Here is a 14240-nt window from a genome sequence, read left to right on the forward strand (position 1 = left end):
CAACGAAGCCGGCCCGAAACGCCCGGGGCCGAAACGCCCGAGACGCCCCCAGCCCTAGAACGTACTGGTGGGGCGCACCCGGTTCGCCATGTCCACCAGCGCGTAGCGGTGCCGCTGGGTCGGGGCGACGCGGGCGAGGTTGCGCAGCGAGGCCTCGACGCCCAGCCGCAGCCCGTGCTCGGTGAACGGGAAGCCGAGGATGTGGTTGGTGCTGGCCTTGTTGTCCTCCAGCCAGTCCATCGCACAGCCCAGCACCAGGGCGCGGATCTGCAGCACGCGCGGTTCGGTGGGCGGCAGCGCCTCCACCCGCCGGGCCGCGTCGCGGATGTCCTCCTCGGTGATCTCGCTCTTGGTGCGGCCGGACAGCAGCGTCACCGCGCTGGTCAGTCGCGCGGTGGTGAAGTGCCGGGAGGTGGCCGGCACCTCGTCCAGCGTGCGAACCGCGGCGGCCCGATCCCCTTCCGCGGACAGCGTTCTGGCTAATCCGAACGCGGCCGAGATCACCCCGTCATTCGTCTTCCACACGGTCTCGTAGAACTTGTGGTCGTCGACATCGCCGGCCAGTTCGGCGGTGGCGGCCAACGCAAGCTTGGGCGCCAGCTCGCCGGGGAACGTGTCCAGAACTTCGATGAAATGCTTTGTGGCCGAATCGAAGTCGCCGGTGAGCAACTCGGCGACGGCCTTGTACCACACCAACCGCCATTGCCAGCCGACCCGCTCCGCGAGGTCGTCGAGCTTGCGGGTGGCCTTGGCGACGTCGCCGAGATCCAGCAGCGCGCGGACCTCCATCAGCGGCAGCTCCACCGACTCCGACACCTCGACGCCGTCGGCGTCCAGCGTCCCGTGCCGGGCCGCGCGCAACGAGTCCAGGGTCTGCACCGGCTGGGACAACACGGTCGCCTGCAGGACGGGAGCGGCGACGTCGGCGGGGTCGACCAGCGGAACCTGCAGTGCGGTGACGATTTCGCGAGCGGTGAGCTTCTCCGAGTGGACCTGGCCGTCCAGGTACACGTCGGTGTGGGCGACCAGCAGGTCGACCCCGAACGTCGAGCGGCTGGGGGAAAAGATCGTCGACAGCCCGGGTCGCGGCACCCCGCTGTCGTGGGCGACCACCTCGCGCAGCACCCCCATCAACTGCGCTGACATCTCCTCGGTGCTGCAGAACCGGCGCCGCGGGTCGGGATCGGTGGCGCGGCGCAACAACCGGCGGAACGAGTCGTAGATGGCCAGCACCGGGTCGTGCTCGGGCAGGCCGTCGACGTAGCGGCCGTTGCGGGTCTGCAGGTTGAGCGTGAGGGCGGCCAGTGTGCGGCCCACGGTGTAGATGTCGGTGGCGACCGTCGGGCCGGTGCGCACGATCTCGGGCGCCTGGAAACCCGGTGTGCCATAGAGGTATCCGAACGAGTTGATCCGCGACACCGCACCCAGGTCGATCAGCTTGAGCTGCTCTTCGGTGCGCATGATGTTCTCCGGCTTCAGGTCGTTGTAGACCAGGCCGATGGAGTGCAGATAGCTGAGCGCGGGCAGGATCTCCAGCAGGTAGGCCACGGCCTCGGCGACGGGTAGCTTCTCGCCCTTCCCGTGCTTGAGCGGCTGACCGCCGACGTACTCCATGACGATGAGGCCGACCGGATTCCCGTGCTGGTCGACGTGCTCGACGAAATTGAAGATCTGCACGATCTGCGGGTGGACCACCTCGGCCAGGAACTGCCGTTCGGCCATCGCGATCGCCTGTGCCTCCGCGTCGCCGGAGTGCACCAAACCCTTGAGCACCACCGGCCGGTCGTTGACGTTGTGGTCGACCGCCAGGTAGACCCAGCCCAGACCGCCGTGTGCGATGCAGCCCTTGACCTCGTACTGGCCCGCGATGATATCGCCGGGATTCAGTTGCGGCAGAAAGGAATACGGGCTGCCGCAGGACGGGCACCAGCCCTCCGACGTGCCTTTGGATTTCTTGCTGGACCGGCCCACCGGCTTCCCGCAGTTCCAGCAGAAACGCTTGGACTCCGGCACCACCGGATTGGTCATCAGGGCTTCGAGCGGATCGATGTCGCGCCCACGCGGGATCTCGACCAGGCCACCGCCGAGCTGCCGGACCGCGGGCAGCGACCGCGTCGCGACCGTCAAGCGGTCCTGCGGATCGGTGTCGAGGGCACCCAGCGAGATGTGCGGAAAGTCGTCATCGTCGTCGTCGAAATCGGGACGGAACAGCGCCTGGGTGGCCTGCAGCCGCCCGGTCGCCGCGCCGGTCTGCACGTCGGCCGGCTGGGTGCCCGGCGCCACGTCCGCCACGTCCTCGGCGCCGGTTTCCGGCTGCTCGGTTTGCTTGTCCGGCTCGGCCATCAGTCCAGATACCTCGGCGTGGGTGGGGCCGGCGCGGGCCCCAGCACCGTCAACCACTTGCGGTACAACGTGTTCCACGTACCGTCCCGGCGGATCCGTTCCAGGGTTCCGTTGACGAACCGCACCAGTCCGGTGTTGTTCAGATTGACCCCGATGCCATAGGGCTGAGTGGCCATGTTGGGGCCGACGATGTGCAAGTAGGGGTCCTCTTCGACCAGCCCGGCCAGGATCGAATCGTCCGTGCTGACCGCGTCGATCTCGCGCTGCTGCATCGCCACCAGGCAATCGGCCCAGTTGACCACCGAGACCACGACCGGCGGCGGATCGATCTGCTGGATCCGGTGCAGCGACGTCGTGCCCTTGGCCACGCAGACGCGCTTGCCGGACAGGTCGGAGACCTTGACGATCGGCGAGTCGCGCGGGGCGAGGATGCGCTGGTTCGCGTCGAGGTAGACGGTCGAGAAGTTCACCAGCTTGCGCCGGTCGCAGGTGATGGTCATGGTCTTCACCACGACGTCCACCTCGGAGTTCTGCAACGCGGTGACCCGCTCGTCCGACGACAGGATCCGGTACTCGACGTGCGAGGGCGCCCCGAAGATGTCGCGCGCGATCTCGCCGGCGATGTCGACGTCGAAACCGGTGATCTCGCCGGTGATCGGGTCGCGGAAGCTGAACAGGTTGCTGCCGATGTCGAGCCCGACGATGAGCCGACCGCGGGCCCGGATGTCGGCGACGGCCGCATCCGCCTCCGCCTTGGTGGGGAAGGGCCGCAGGCTAGCCGTCAGGTCGCAGCCCTGGTTCGGGCCGTCGGGCGGCAGCGGCGGCTGTGGCGGCAACTGCTCCATGCCGACCGGTGTCGGCGGCGGCAACGTCGGCACGCTGGCCACCCGCAGCGATTCCGTGTGTCCGCAACCCGCCAGTACCACCACCGCGCCGGCCACGGCGCACACCCGGCGAAGCAGCGGCAGCCGGGCCATTATCGGTACTCTTTCAGCCTCGGCCACAGCCCCAGCGCCACCGCGATCGCGGCGCCGAGGCTGAGCACCACGCCACCCACCTGGGCGCCGGACAACCCGCTGCGGGCGTTGATGACGTCGTTACGCAGGGTGATGCGGCCCTGATCCATGGCCTTGACCAGCTCGCCATCCAGCTTGTCAAACGCCGGGGTGGAGTCTTCTTCGCTGCTGCCCAGGGCCACCTGCGTCGCGGCGCGGTAGTTACCCACCGAGATGTAGGAGGTGATCCGGTCGTTGGCCTGCCGCCATCGCAGCAGCAGCTGATCGGCGCCTTCCAGGTCCGGCTTGTCCACCGCGTCGCTGCGCGACATGTACTGGTCGAGCTGCCGGTGCATGGAGTCGATGCGCTGGTAAAACGACTGCTTGCGTTTCTCTTCGTCCCCGCGACGGATCAGCGAGAGCGTCTCGTCGGCACGCGCCTGCTGGGCGGTGATCGCGACGTTCGTGACGGTCTTGAGGGATTCGGCGGCAGTGTCCTTCGCGCTACGACTGGCCGTCGTAGAAATGGTGAGCGCAGTCCCAACCCAAACCACCATGACGAGAATAGCGAGCGCGCCGACCACCAGGCCCGGGTTGATTCGGCGCCGCGTGCGGCGCGCCAGCCAGCGGTGGGAGAACGCGCCGAAGATCACGGTGGCGCCGACCACCATGATGACCGGCGCGGGGATCTGCGTCGACGCGGTGGTTTCGGCGTCCACCCGCTCCGACGTCGCTTTGTAGAGCCGCGCCGCGTCGGGCAGGATCGTCGATTGCATCAGCCCCGACGCCTCCGACAGGTACGAGGAGCCGACCGGATTGCCCTCCCGGTTGTTGGTGCGGGCGATCTCGATGAGGCCGGTGTAGACGGCCAGCTCGGCGTTGATCCGGCCCAGCAACTGCACCAGCGGTTCGTCGGTGAGCCCGCTCGACGCCCTGGTCACCGCCACCGCCGCGTCGGTGATGGCCTGCTCGTAGCGCTGGCGAACGGGCTGCGGTTCCGCCTCGGCGATGAACGCGGTGGCCGCCGCCGCGTCGGCCACCGACAGGGTCGTGTAGAGGCGCCCGGCGGCGAAGGACAGCGGCTCGGTGTGGTTGAGCACCGTGGTGAGCACCTGCTGCCGGTGGTTGATGGTGGTCGAGGTGGCGAAGGCGCTGATCCCGCCGAGCGCGGCCAGCACGATGCCGATGGTCAGGATGCGGCCCGGCGTCGTCGAGATGAACCACCAGCGTGGATGGGCTGGTTCGGCCGGTGACCGCGATCCCTGCGGCTCGGTCGACGGGTGCGCCAGCTCAACCGTCACGTCTTATCAGCCCTCGTCTCTCGGCCACCGGATTTCGCTGCACGGACCTCTATAAGCGAAGTCTAAGAGCATGTTCGGGTGGATGGGTGGAGGCGGACGCAATTCGCGACGCCCCAACCAAGTCTGCATATCCTGAGTCGGTGCAGGGCGACGGTGACGGCTGGGTGATCTCCGACAGCGGCGCCCACTACTGGGGTCGCTTCGGTGCGGCGGGTTTGCTGCTGCGGGCCCCGCAGGCCGATGGCACGCCCGCGGTGCTGCTGCAGCATCGCGCGGTGTGGAGTCATCAGGGCGGGACCTGGGGCCTGCCGGGCGGCGCCCGCGACAGCCACGAAACGCCGGAGGAGACGGCGGTCCGCGAAGCCAACGAAGAGGCCGGTCTCCCGGGTGAGCGACTGGCCGTGCGTGCGACCGTCGTCACGGCCGAGGTCGCCGGGATGGCCGGCACGCACTGGAGCTACACCACCGTCGTCGCCGACGCCGAGGAGTTGCTGCACACCGTGCCCAACCGGGAAAGCGCCGAGATGCGTTGGGTCGCCGAAGACGAGGTGGCCGACCTGCCACTGCATCCCGGCTTCGCGGCCAGCTGGCAGCGGCTGCGCACCGCACCGACGGTGTTGCCGCTGGACCACGGCGACGAACGACGCCAATACCTGCCGCGCACTATCGAAATCGAGGCCGGCGTCTTCGTCTGGTGTATGCCCGGCGAGGCCGGCGGGGCCGGTCAGGAGCCCTCGCAGCTGACCCGCCGGATCAGCTCGCTGCTGCCAGCGCCGAACTGAGCCGTTCGGCCGCGGCCCGTGGGTCGGCGGCCGCAGTGATCGCCCGCACCACCACGATGCGCCGGGCACCGGCCGCGAGCACCTCGGGTAGCCGCCGCTCGTCGATGCCGCCGATCGCGAACCACGGCTTGCCGGTTCCCAGCTCGGCGGCGGCCCGCACCAATCCCAAGCCCGGCGCCTGGCGTCCCGGTTTGGTGGGCGTGGGCCAACAGGGGCCGACGCAGAAGTAGTCGGCCTGGCCGGCGGCTGCGGCAGCCGCCTGCTCGCGGTCATGGCTGGACAGTCCGAGCAGGACGTCCGTCCCGACGAAGTCGCGGGCGACGTCCAGCGGCAGGTCGCCCTGCCCGAGGTGCAGCACGTCGGCGCCGGCCGCGCGGGCGATGTCGGCGCGGTCGTTGCCGGCGAACAAGGCGCCGTGCCGGCGGGCCGCGTCGGCCAGGATCCGGCACGCCGCCAGCTCCTCGCGCGCTTCGAGCGGGCCGAACCGCTGCTCACCGGCCGACCCCTTGTCGCGCAGCTGGATGATGTCCACGCCGCCGGCCAGGGCGGCGTCCGCGAACTCGGCCAGGTCGCCGTGCTCCCGGCGCGCGTCGGTGCACAGATACAGCCGCGCCGCCAACAGGCGGGTACCACGTGGATGCACACCGAGACGCTAGCGCGCTAGCGTGGAGCGCAGAGAATTACCAGACACGGGAGTCCCGGGAGCGGGGCTGAGAGTGGGCACCACCGGGCTTGCGCCCGACCGGCCCTTACCGTCACACCTGATCCGGATAATGCCGGCGAAGGGAGGTTCAAGCATGACCGGGACACCCTCGGGCCCGCCGCCGGGGTCGCTGGCCGTCATCGGCGGCGGCGTCATCGGGCTCGCGGTGGCGCGCCGCGCCGCGCAGGCCGGGTGGTCGGTGCGGGTGCACCGCAGCGACCACAAAGGCGCATCCTGGGTCGCCGGCGGCATGCTGGCGCCGCACAGCGAGGGCTGGCCCGGCGAAGAACAGTTGTTGCGTCTCGGCCTGGAATCGCTGCGGCTGTGGCGCGAGGGAGGCTTCCTGGACGGGTTGCCGGCCGAGGTGGTCACGGCGCGCGAGTCGTTGGTGGTGGCCGTCGACCGCGCCGATGCCGCCGATCTGCGCACCGTCGCGGAGTGGTTGTCCGCCCAGGGGCACCCGGTGGTCTGGGAGTCGACCGCCCGCGACGTCGAGCCGCTGCTGGCGCAGGGCATCCGGCACGGCTTTCGGGCGCCCACCGAGCTGGCCGTGGACAACCGGGCGGTGCTGGACGCCTTGATTGACCAGTGCGAGCGTCTCGGGGTGTCGTGGGCGCCGCCGGTGCACGAGTTGTCGCGCGTCGCGGCCGACGCGGTGGTGATCGCCAACGGCATCGACGCGCCGGCGTTGTGGCCCGGCCTGCCGGTCCGCCCGGTGAAGGGCGAAGTGCTGCGACTGCGGTGGCGCAAGGGCTGTATGCCGTTGCCGCAGCGGGTCATTCGCGCCCGGGTGCACGGACGGCAGGTGTACCTGGTGCCACGCGCCGACGGGGTGGTGGTCGGGGCCACCCAATACGAGCACGGGCGCGACACCGCCCCGGTCGTGTCGGGGGTGCGTGACCTGCTCGACGACGCGTGCGCGGTGCTGCCCGCCCTGGGCGAATACGAGCTGGCCGAGTGCGCCGCCGGGTTGCGCCCCATGACACCCGACAATCTGCCGCTGGTACATCGCCTGGATGCGCGAACGCTGGTGGCCGCCGGCCACGGCCGATCGGGATTCCTGTTGGCGCCCTGGACGGCTGAACAGATCGTGTCCGAACTGTCCCCGGTGGGAGCACGCCAATGATCGTCATGGTCAACGAGCAGAAGGTCGACGTCGACGCGCATGTCACGGTCGCCGCGCTGCTGCACTCCATGGGTTTTCCGGACCGCGGCGTCGCGGTGGCCATGGACGACGCGGTGTTACCGCGATCCCGTTGGAGCACAGAACTTTTCGACGGCGCCCGACTCGAGATAGTGACGGCGGTGCAAGGTGGCTGATGCAAAACTGACCATCGGCGACCGCAGTTTCGCGTCGCGCCTGATCATGGGGACCGGGGGAGCCGGCAACCTCGCGGTGCTCGAGGAGGCGCTGGTGGCCTCGGGCACCGAACTGACCACCGTCGCCATCCGCCGGGTCGACGCGGAGGGCGGCACCGGCCTGCTCGATCTGCTCAACCGGCTGGGCATCACGCCGTTGCCCAACACCGCGGGATGCCGCGGCGCGGCCGAGGCGGTGCTCACCGCGCAGTTGGCGCGCGAAGCGCTGGACACCAACTGGATCAAGCTCGAGGTGATCGCCGACGAACGCACGCTGCTGCCCGATGGAGTCGAATTGGTGCGAGCCGCAGAGCAGTTGGTCGATGACGGGTTCGTCGTCCTGCCCTATACCAACGACGATCCGGTGCTGGCACGCCGGCTCGAAGACGCCGGCTGCGCGGCGGTCATGCCGCTGGGTTCGCCGATCGGCACCGGGCTTGGTATCACCAATCCGCACAACATCGAAATGATCGTCGCCCGGGCCGGCGTTCCGGTGGTGCTCGACGCGGGCATCGGAACGGCCAGCGACGCGGCGCTGGCCATGGAATTGGGTTGCGACGCCGTGCTGTTGGCCACCGCGGTGACCAGGGCCGCCGATCCGGCCGCGATGGCCGCCGCGATGGCCGCCGCCGTCACCGCCGGGTATCTGGCGCGGCGCGCCGGACGGATCCCGAAGCGGTTCTGGGCGCAGGCGTCGAGCCCGCAACCATGAGTCGTTATGTGGCGCTGGGCAGTTCGATGGCCGCCGGTCCCGGCATCCGCCCCCGCGCCGCCGGGGCCCCGCGCTGGTCGGGCCGATCCGCACGCAACTATGCGCACCTGATCGCGCAGCGATACCGGCACGACTTGATCGACGTCACCTTCTCCGGGGCGACCACCGCGCACGTGCTCACCGAGCGCCAACACGGCGCGCCACCCCAGATCGCCGCCCTGGACGGCACCGAGAGCCTGGTCACCGTGACCATCGGCGGCAATGACGTCGGCTACGTTCCGCTGTTGATGGCCGCGGCACTGCCGCATTCGCTGCGTCACCTGCCGCTGCTGGGTGATCGCATCTCCGAACTGCTGGATCGCCGGGCGCGGGATCGCGCCCTGGACGCGGTGTTTGAATCGCTGTGCGCGGTCGGCCGGGCGCTGCGCCAGCGATCGGCGCGGGCACGGATCTTCTTCGTCGACTACCTGACGTTGCTGCCGCCGCCGGGCGTGCCGGCCGAGCCGCTCTCGCCGTCCGACGCCGACCTGGGCCGGCACGTGGCCGCCACGCTGGAGACGATGACGGCCGACGCCGCCGCGGCGACCGGTTGCGAGGTCATCCGCGCCGGCGCGGCGGGTCGCGAACATCACGCATGGTCGGCAGAGCCGTGGACGACGCTGCCCGCACGCTTCGGTATTGGCCTGCCGCGCCGCCCCGCCCCCTTGCACCCGAACGCGGCCGGGATGCGGGCGGTGGCGGATCTGATTGCGGCCCAGCTGTAAACGTCAGCCGTTCGTGCGCCACCACTGATAGAGCGCGTTGACGTCCGAATTGGACGCGGTCAGGTGGCCCAACACGTTCTTGGCGTCGGTGGTCCAGGTCAAGGTGGCGTAGTTCTTGTAGGTGCCACAAGCGATCTGGCCGCCCGTCTGGCCGTTCTGTTTCCACGTTCCCGGCGACGCCCCGGCGTCCCCACACGCGGCCAGGGACACGTCTTTGATGGTGGAGCTGAAGGCGGAGCCCAGGTTCGTGCTGTTGGAGAAGAGCGCGTAAACGCCGGAGCCGGGTCCGTTGGAGTCTGGGCTTTGCCCACACACCAGTTCGGCCAGTTCACCGGTCTCGGAAAGCTCTTGCGGCTTGCAGTTGTTCAGGCCGTAGCCCTTCGACAGCGAGGCGGCCAACGTGTTCATGTCCGTCGCGTTGCCGGTGTTGGGTTCGGCGTTCGCGGCGCCGACGCCCGCGAAAGCCAGACTGCCCGTTATGGTTGCGGCCGACGCGACTCGCAGTGCGGTGTTCCGATGTGACATTTTCCTGACTCCCTGCGGTTGATGGAAATAAAGAGGGGCGAACGTTTCTCGGATCTCGGTTCGAAGAATCGGCTGCGGCGCAGCGGGAGCGTCACCCGTTTGCACGCCACCACTGGTAAAGCGCCGCAACGTCGGTGTTGGACGCGCGCAGGTAACTCAAAGTGTTCTTTGCGTCCGTGGTCCAGATGATCTCGGCGCCGTTTCGATAGGTGCCGCAGGCTGCCTGACCGGCGCTGGCGGTCGAGCCGTCCTTGTGCCAGCTCGAGGGTGACTGGTGGGCGTCCCCGCAGGGGCTGAGCACGTCCTCGTTGATGGTGGCCCTGAACGAGGTGGCCAGATGGTCGGCATTGGTGAACAGGACGTACTTGGCCTGCGCCGGTCCGCGTGGATCGGGGCTCTGCCCGCACGTGAGCACGGCCAGTTGTGTGCTGCGGTCGATGTTCTGGGCGGTGCAGTTGTTCAGGCCGTAGCCCTTCGACAGCGAGGCCGCAAGCGCATTGATATCCGAAGAGCTCCCGGTGGTCGCGGGATCCGCGCTCGCTGGGGCGCCGCCCGCTAAGGCCAAACTCGCGGTGAGTGTCGTTAGGATCGCCGCCCTCAGCGCGTTGCTGAACTCAGACATGAATGGCTCCTTAACGGCCGCTTCTAAACACGGATAGTAGGGCTATGTCGCGGTAAAGCAACACATTCCGTTGGCAATTGTCTGTGTGGGCATCCTTCCTCGGCTCAACCCGCGGACGACCAGGCAGACGGTGATGACACGCCCGTCGTCGCGCGGAATCGCGAATTATGTTGAGGCGCCGCGGTATTTCAGACTTTTGGCGAGGCGGGGGCCTTGCCGGCGCGTCGTGCGCGGGGCGGACTAAACCAAGATTTTTTCATTGCTGGTGCCGATCAGAGCCCGCTCGGGTATGGTTAGCACCGCTTTACGTCAGCTAACTTCTCTTGACTGGAGAATCCATGACACAGCCCCCTCCTCCTCCGCCCGACTATCCGCCGCCGTCTCCGGGTTATCCGCCGCAGCCGCCGGCCGGCCAAGCGCCGAATAACTATCTGGTGTGGTCGATTCTGGCGACCCTGTTCTGCTGTCTTCCCTTCGGAATCGTGGCGATCGTCAAGTCGAGCCAGGTCAATGGTTTGTGGGCGCAGGGACGCTATGCGGAGGCGCAGGCGTCCGCCGAGAGCGCCAAGCGATGGGTGATCTGGTCCGTGGTCATCGGCGTCGTCGCAGGCATCATCTACGGCATCTTGCTGGCGATCGGTGCGCTGAACACGAACACCAACGCGGCACTCGCCGCGATGTTCTAAAGACTCGGATCATGGTGACCCGCTGGGGGGCGGCGCACGCGAATCTGGGTGCACCACTGGTGGTGGCGGCATCCACGACGCTGATGTGCGCCGCCATCTGGGCGGGCGATCCGACCACCCCGAACGGCCCGCTGCCCGTATGCCCCACCAAGGCGTTGCTGGGTATCGACTGTCCAGGGTGCGGCAGCTTGCGCATGGTGTATTCGCTCATGCACGGCAATCTGTTGGCGGCCGCCAGGTTCAACGCATTGGGCCTGGCGGCTGTCGCGCTGTTGGTGTGGGCGTATGTGTCCTGGACCTACGGCCGCGTGGTGGGCCGGCGGGTCCGCAGTTGGCAGCACCGACGTTGGGCCGCCGTCGTGACGCTGTCGTTGGTGCTGGCCTGGTTCGTGGTGCGCAACATCCCCGTTTCGCCCTTCAGCGCGCTGTATGTCTGATACCGCCGTGTCCTGAACCCGGCCGCCTGGGCCGCGGTCTAACCTGGGGCGCGATGGTGAACAAATCCACGACGATTCCGGCGTTGCTCGCCGTGGTCGCCCTGACCGCATTGTCGACCGGCTGCTTCCATCGGTCGTCTGACTCGCAGCAAACACATCCCGCCGCGGGCGAATTCGCCTCCGCATTGCGCGACAAGGTCACGACGGACGCGATGATGGCACACCTGTCCAAGCTGCAAGACATCGCCAACGCCAACAACGGCACCCGGGCGGTGGGCACACCCGGATATGAGGCCAGCGTCGACTACGTGGTTAAAGTTCTGCGCGGCAGTGGGTTTGACGTGCAGACCCCCGAGTTCTCGGCGCGAGTGTTTCACGGCGACAAGCCGGACGTCACCGTCGGCGGCAAGCCGGTGGAGGCGCACGCGCTGGACTTCAGCCTGGGCACCGCGCCGGACGGCGTGACCGGGCCGCTGGTCGCCGCGCCGGCGAACAACCTCGGTTGCGCGGCCTCCGATTACGCCAACTTGCCGGTGCGCGGCGCGGTGGTGCTGGTCGATCGCGGCACCTGCCCGTTCGCTCAGAAGGAAGAGGCCGCGGCACAGCGTGGCGCCGTGGCGATGATCATCGCCGACAACGTCGACGAACAACAGATGGGCGGCACGCTGGGGCCAACCACTGACGTGAAGATTCCGGTGCTGAGCGTGACCCGATCGGTGGGGCTGCAGCTGCGCGGGCAACCGGGACCCACCACGATCAAGCTCAATGCCACCGCCCAAAGCTTCCGGGCGCGCAACGTGATTGCGCAGACCAAAACCGGATCGGCGACCGACGTGGTGATGGCGGGGGCGCATCTGGACAGCGTGCCGGAGGGGCCGGGCATCAACGACAACGGATCGGGTGTCGCTGCTGTGCTGGAAACAGCTGTGCGGCTGGGGAGTTCGCCGCCGGTGCACAACGCGCTGCGGTTCGGCTTCTGGGGCGCCGAGGAACTCGGGTTGATCGGGTCGCGCAACTATGTCGAGTCCCTGGATCTGACGGCGCTGAAAAACATTGCGCTGTACCTGAACTTCGACATGCTCGCGTCGCCGAACCCCGGCTATTTCACCTACGACGGCGACCAGTCGCTGCCGCTGGACGCTCGTGGCCAGCCGGTGGTGCCGGAGGGTTCGGCAGGCATCGAGCGGACGCTGGTCGCTTACCTGAAGGCGGCCGGAAAGACGGCGCAGGACACCTCGTTCGACGGCCGGTCTGACTACGACGGATTCACGCTGGCCGGGATTCCCGCCGGCGGCCTGTTCTCGGGCGCCGAGGGCAAGATGTCCGCGGATCAGGCCAAGTTGTGGGGCGGGACGGCCGATCAACCGTTCGACCCCAATTACCACCAGAAAACCGACACCCTCGACCACGTCGACCGCACCGCGTTGGGGATCAACGGCGGCGGTGTGGCTTACGCGATCGGTCTCTACGCGCAAGACCTCGGTGGCCACAACGGCGTTCCCGCGATGGCGGACCGCACCCGGCACGTGCTCGTCAAGTCATGATTTCCCGGCTGGGCGCGACGCTGCTGTCGATCGCGATGGTGGCCGGTTGTTCGTCGACGCGGCTGGCGCTGCCGACAACGACACCGGACCTGGGGCACAGCCTGGCCAAGAAGGTGACTGCCGAGGGCATGCTGACGCACCTGCGTGCGTTGCAGGACATCGCCAACGCCAACGGCGGCAACCGCGCGGACGGCACGCCGGGTTTCAACGCGAGCGTGGACTACGTCGCTAAAGCCTTGCGCGACAGGGGTTTCGACGTTCAGACGCCGCAGTTCGACCGGCTCTACACCGTCTCGTTGGGCAAGCCGGCGGTGACCGTTGCCGGCCGCACCTATCCCGTCGACCAGGCCTCGCTGCTGGTACAGACCCCGCCCGGCGGACTGACCGGGCAGCCGATCCGTCCGGCGCAGCCGTCGGGTTGCCGGGCCAGCGATTACCCGGCCGTGGTGCCCAAGGGGGCGATCGCCGTGGTCGACGACGCCCAGTGCTCGGTGGTCGACAAACAGAACAGCGCGGTGGCCAGGGGTGCGAGTGCGGTGATAGTGCTCAGCTCCCCGACCGGGCGCGGAGCTCCACCCACTTTGTTCACCACCGGCTACTTCAAACAGTTGACCGTGCCGGTCGCCGTGCTGGGATCCTCCGGCGCCGCCGCGCTGACGGGCGCGACCGCACCGGTACGGCTGGTGCTGGATGCGCAGAACGTCAAGATCACCTCCCGAAACGTCGTGGCGCAGACCAAGTCCGGGTCGGCCAACGACGTCGTCGTAGTGGGTGCGCATCTGGACGCCTCGCGCGCCGGACCCGGGATCAACGACGACGGCTCCGGGGTGGCCGCCGTGCTGGAGACGGCGCTGCGACTGGGCCCGCTGGCGCCGGTGAACAACGCGGTCCGGTTCGTGTTCTGGGGTGCCGACGAGGACGGGCGCAACGGCGTCATGGATTTCGTGTTCGGCATGGACCGTGAGCAACTCAATGACATCGCGCTGTACTTGAACTTCACGATGCTGGGTTCGCCCAACGCCGGATTCTTCACCGACGACGGCGATCAGTCCGGGCCACCCGGACCCGGCGTCTCGGCCGCGGATGTGCCCGAAGGCTCGGCCGGCATCGAACGCACGCTCGCCGGTTATCTGAACCTCGCCGGCAAGCGGCCCGCGGACATGCCGTTGGACACCAGGGCCGACTACCACCCCTTCATGGTTGCGGGCGTGCCCGTCGGGGGCATGACCACCGGAGCTTCGCAGCCGAAAACTCCCATCCAGGCCCGGTTATGGGGCGGACAGGCCGGCGTGGCGTTCGATCCGAACTTCCAGAGCCCTCGCGACACCGTCGACAACATCAACCGGGATGCGTTGGCGGTCATGGGTTCTGGCGTCGGGTTCGCCGTCGGCAGCTACGCGGAGTCGATCGGTGGGATCAACGGTGTGCCGCCGCACAACAAGAGGCATCGCACACGCGTGCCCTGAC

Annotated in this window: 15 protein-coding genes; 9 read left to right on the plus strand and 6 right to left on the minus strand. The window is 68.5% G+C overall.

Translation table 11 applies throughout. The annotated features are described in order from the left end of the window. Positions 1-54: 54 nt before the first annotated feature. The 3 genes from AC5Y30_RS09795 to glnX are packed head-to-tail and all read right to left on the minus strand — an operon-like array spanning position 55 to position 4639. Positions 55-2343 carry a serine/threonine-protein kinase PknG gene (locus AC5Y30_RS09795; protein ID WP_499917922.1) on the minus strand — a complete coding sequence of 763 codons (2289 nt, stop codon included), beginning with the start codon at positions 2341-2343 and terminating at the stop codon, positions 55-57. Continuing rightward, positions 2343-3320 carry a glutamate ABC transporter substrate-binding protein gene (locus tag AC5Y30_RS09800; RefSeq protein ID WP_499917923.1) on the minus strand — a complete coding sequence of 326 codons (978 nt, stop codon included), beginning with the start codon at positions 3318-3320 and terminating at the stop codon, positions 2343-2345. The genes AC5Y30_RS09795 and AC5Y30_RS09800 overlap by 1 nt, the downstream gene beginning before the upstream one ends. Beyond that, complete coding sequence (glnX, locus tag AC5Y30_RS09805; RefSeq protein ID WP_499917924.1) at positions 3320-4639, minus strand: protein kinase G-activating protein GlnX; 1320 nt, start codon at positions 4637-4639, stop codon at positions 3320-3322. Before glnX ends, AC5Y30_RS09800 begins: the two co-directional genes overlap by 1 nt. Before the next feature lie 140 nt (positions 4640-4779). On the opposite strand from glnX, the gene AC5Y30_RS09810 reads away from it, so the two are divergent. Continuing rightward, complete coding sequence (locus AC5Y30_RS09810) at positions 4780-5421, plus strand: NUDIX hydrolase (RefSeq protein ID WP_499917925.1); 642 nt, start codon at positions 4780-4782, stop codon at positions 5419-5421. Here the strand turns inward: AC5Y30_RS09810 and thiE are convergent. Further along, on the minus strand, positions 5393-6064 hold the full coding sequence (thiE, locus tag AC5Y30_RS09815) for a thiamine phosphate synthase (protein WP_499917927.1): 672 nt from the start codon (positions 6062-6064) through the stop codon (positions 5393-5395). The genes AC5Y30_RS09810 and thiE overlap by 29 nt on opposite strands. Before the next feature lie 154 nt (positions 6065-6218). On the opposite strand from thiE, the gene thiO reads away from it, so the two are divergent. From thiO to AC5Y30_RS09835, 4 genes are read left to right on the plus strand one after another with little or no spacing between them, the layout of a single operon-like run. Further along, entirely contained in the window at positions 6219-7250 is a 1032-nt protein-coding gene (gene thiO / locus AC5Y30_RS09820; RefSeq protein WP_499917928.1) for a glycine oxidase ThiO, read from the plus strand. Beyond that, entirely contained in the window at positions 7247-7444 is a 198-nt protein-coding gene (gene thiS, locus AC5Y30_RS09825) for a sulfur carrier protein ThiS (RefSeq protein ID WP_499917929.1), read from the plus strand. The genes thiO and thiS overlap by 4 nt, the downstream gene beginning before the upstream one ends. Further along, complete coding sequence (locus tag AC5Y30_RS09830) at positions 7437-8195, plus strand: thiazole synthase (protein WP_499917930.1); 759 nt, start codon at positions 7437-7439, stop codon at positions 8193-8195. Before thiS ends, AC5Y30_RS09830 begins: the two co-directional genes overlap by 8 nt. After that, positions 8192-8959: an SGNH/GDSL hydrolase family protein gene (locus AC5Y30_RS09835; protein WP_499917933.1), complete on the plus strand. Its 768-nt coding sequence runs from the start codon at positions 8192-8194 to the stop codon at positions 8957-8959. The genes AC5Y30_RS09830 and AC5Y30_RS09835 overlap by 4 nt, the downstream gene beginning before the upstream one ends. Before the next feature lie 3 nt (positions 8960-8962). On the opposite strand, the gene AC5Y30_RS09840 is transcribed toward AC5Y30_RS09835, so the two are convergent. Continuing rightward, positions 8963-9484 carry a serine/threonine protein kinase gene (locus AC5Y30_RS09840; RefSeq protein ID WP_499917934.1) on the minus strand — a complete coding sequence of 174 codons (522 nt, stop codon included), beginning with the start codon at positions 9482-9484 and terminating at the stop codon, positions 8963-8965. 91 nt (positions 9485-9575) lie between these two features. Beyond that, entirely contained in the window at positions 9576-10106 is a 531-nt protein-coding gene (locus AC5Y30_RS09845) for a serine/threonine protein kinase (RefSeq protein ID WP_499917935.1), read from the minus strand. Positions 10107-10444: 338 nt separating this feature from the next. On the opposite strand from AC5Y30_RS09845, the gene AC5Y30_RS09850 reads away from it, so the two are divergent. Genes AC5Y30_RS09850 through AC5Y30_RS09865 form a run of 4 tightly spaced genes read left to right on the plus strand, consistent with a single transcriptional unit; the run spans position 10445 to position 14239 of the window. Then, entirely contained in the window at positions 10445-10792 is a 348-nt protein-coding gene (locus AC5Y30_RS09850) for a CD225/dispanin family protein (protein WP_499917936.1), read from the plus strand. A gap of 11 nt (positions 10793-10803) precedes the next feature. Next, positions 10804-11229, plus strand: coding sequence for a DUF2752 domain-containing protein (locus AC5Y30_RS09855; RefSeq protein WP_499917937.1), 426 nt, complete (start codon positions 10804-10806; stop codon positions 11227-11229). 53 nt (positions 11230-11282) lie between these two features. Continuing rightward, positions 11283-12773 (plus strand): M28 family metallopeptidase, encoded by a 1491-nt coding sequence (locus AC5Y30_RS09860; RefSeq protein WP_499917938.1) that lies wholly within the window; start codon positions 11283-11285, stop codon positions 12771-12773. Then, entirely contained in the window at positions 12770-14239 is a 1470-nt protein-coding gene (locus AC5Y30_RS09865) for a M28 family peptidase (RefSeq protein WP_499917939.1), read from the plus strand. The genes AC5Y30_RS09860 and AC5Y30_RS09865 overlap by 4 nt, the downstream gene beginning before the upstream one ends. Position 14240: the final 1 nt, after the last annotated feature.

The sequence above is a fragment of the Mycobacterium sp. NGS27 genome (assembly GCF_059813005.1).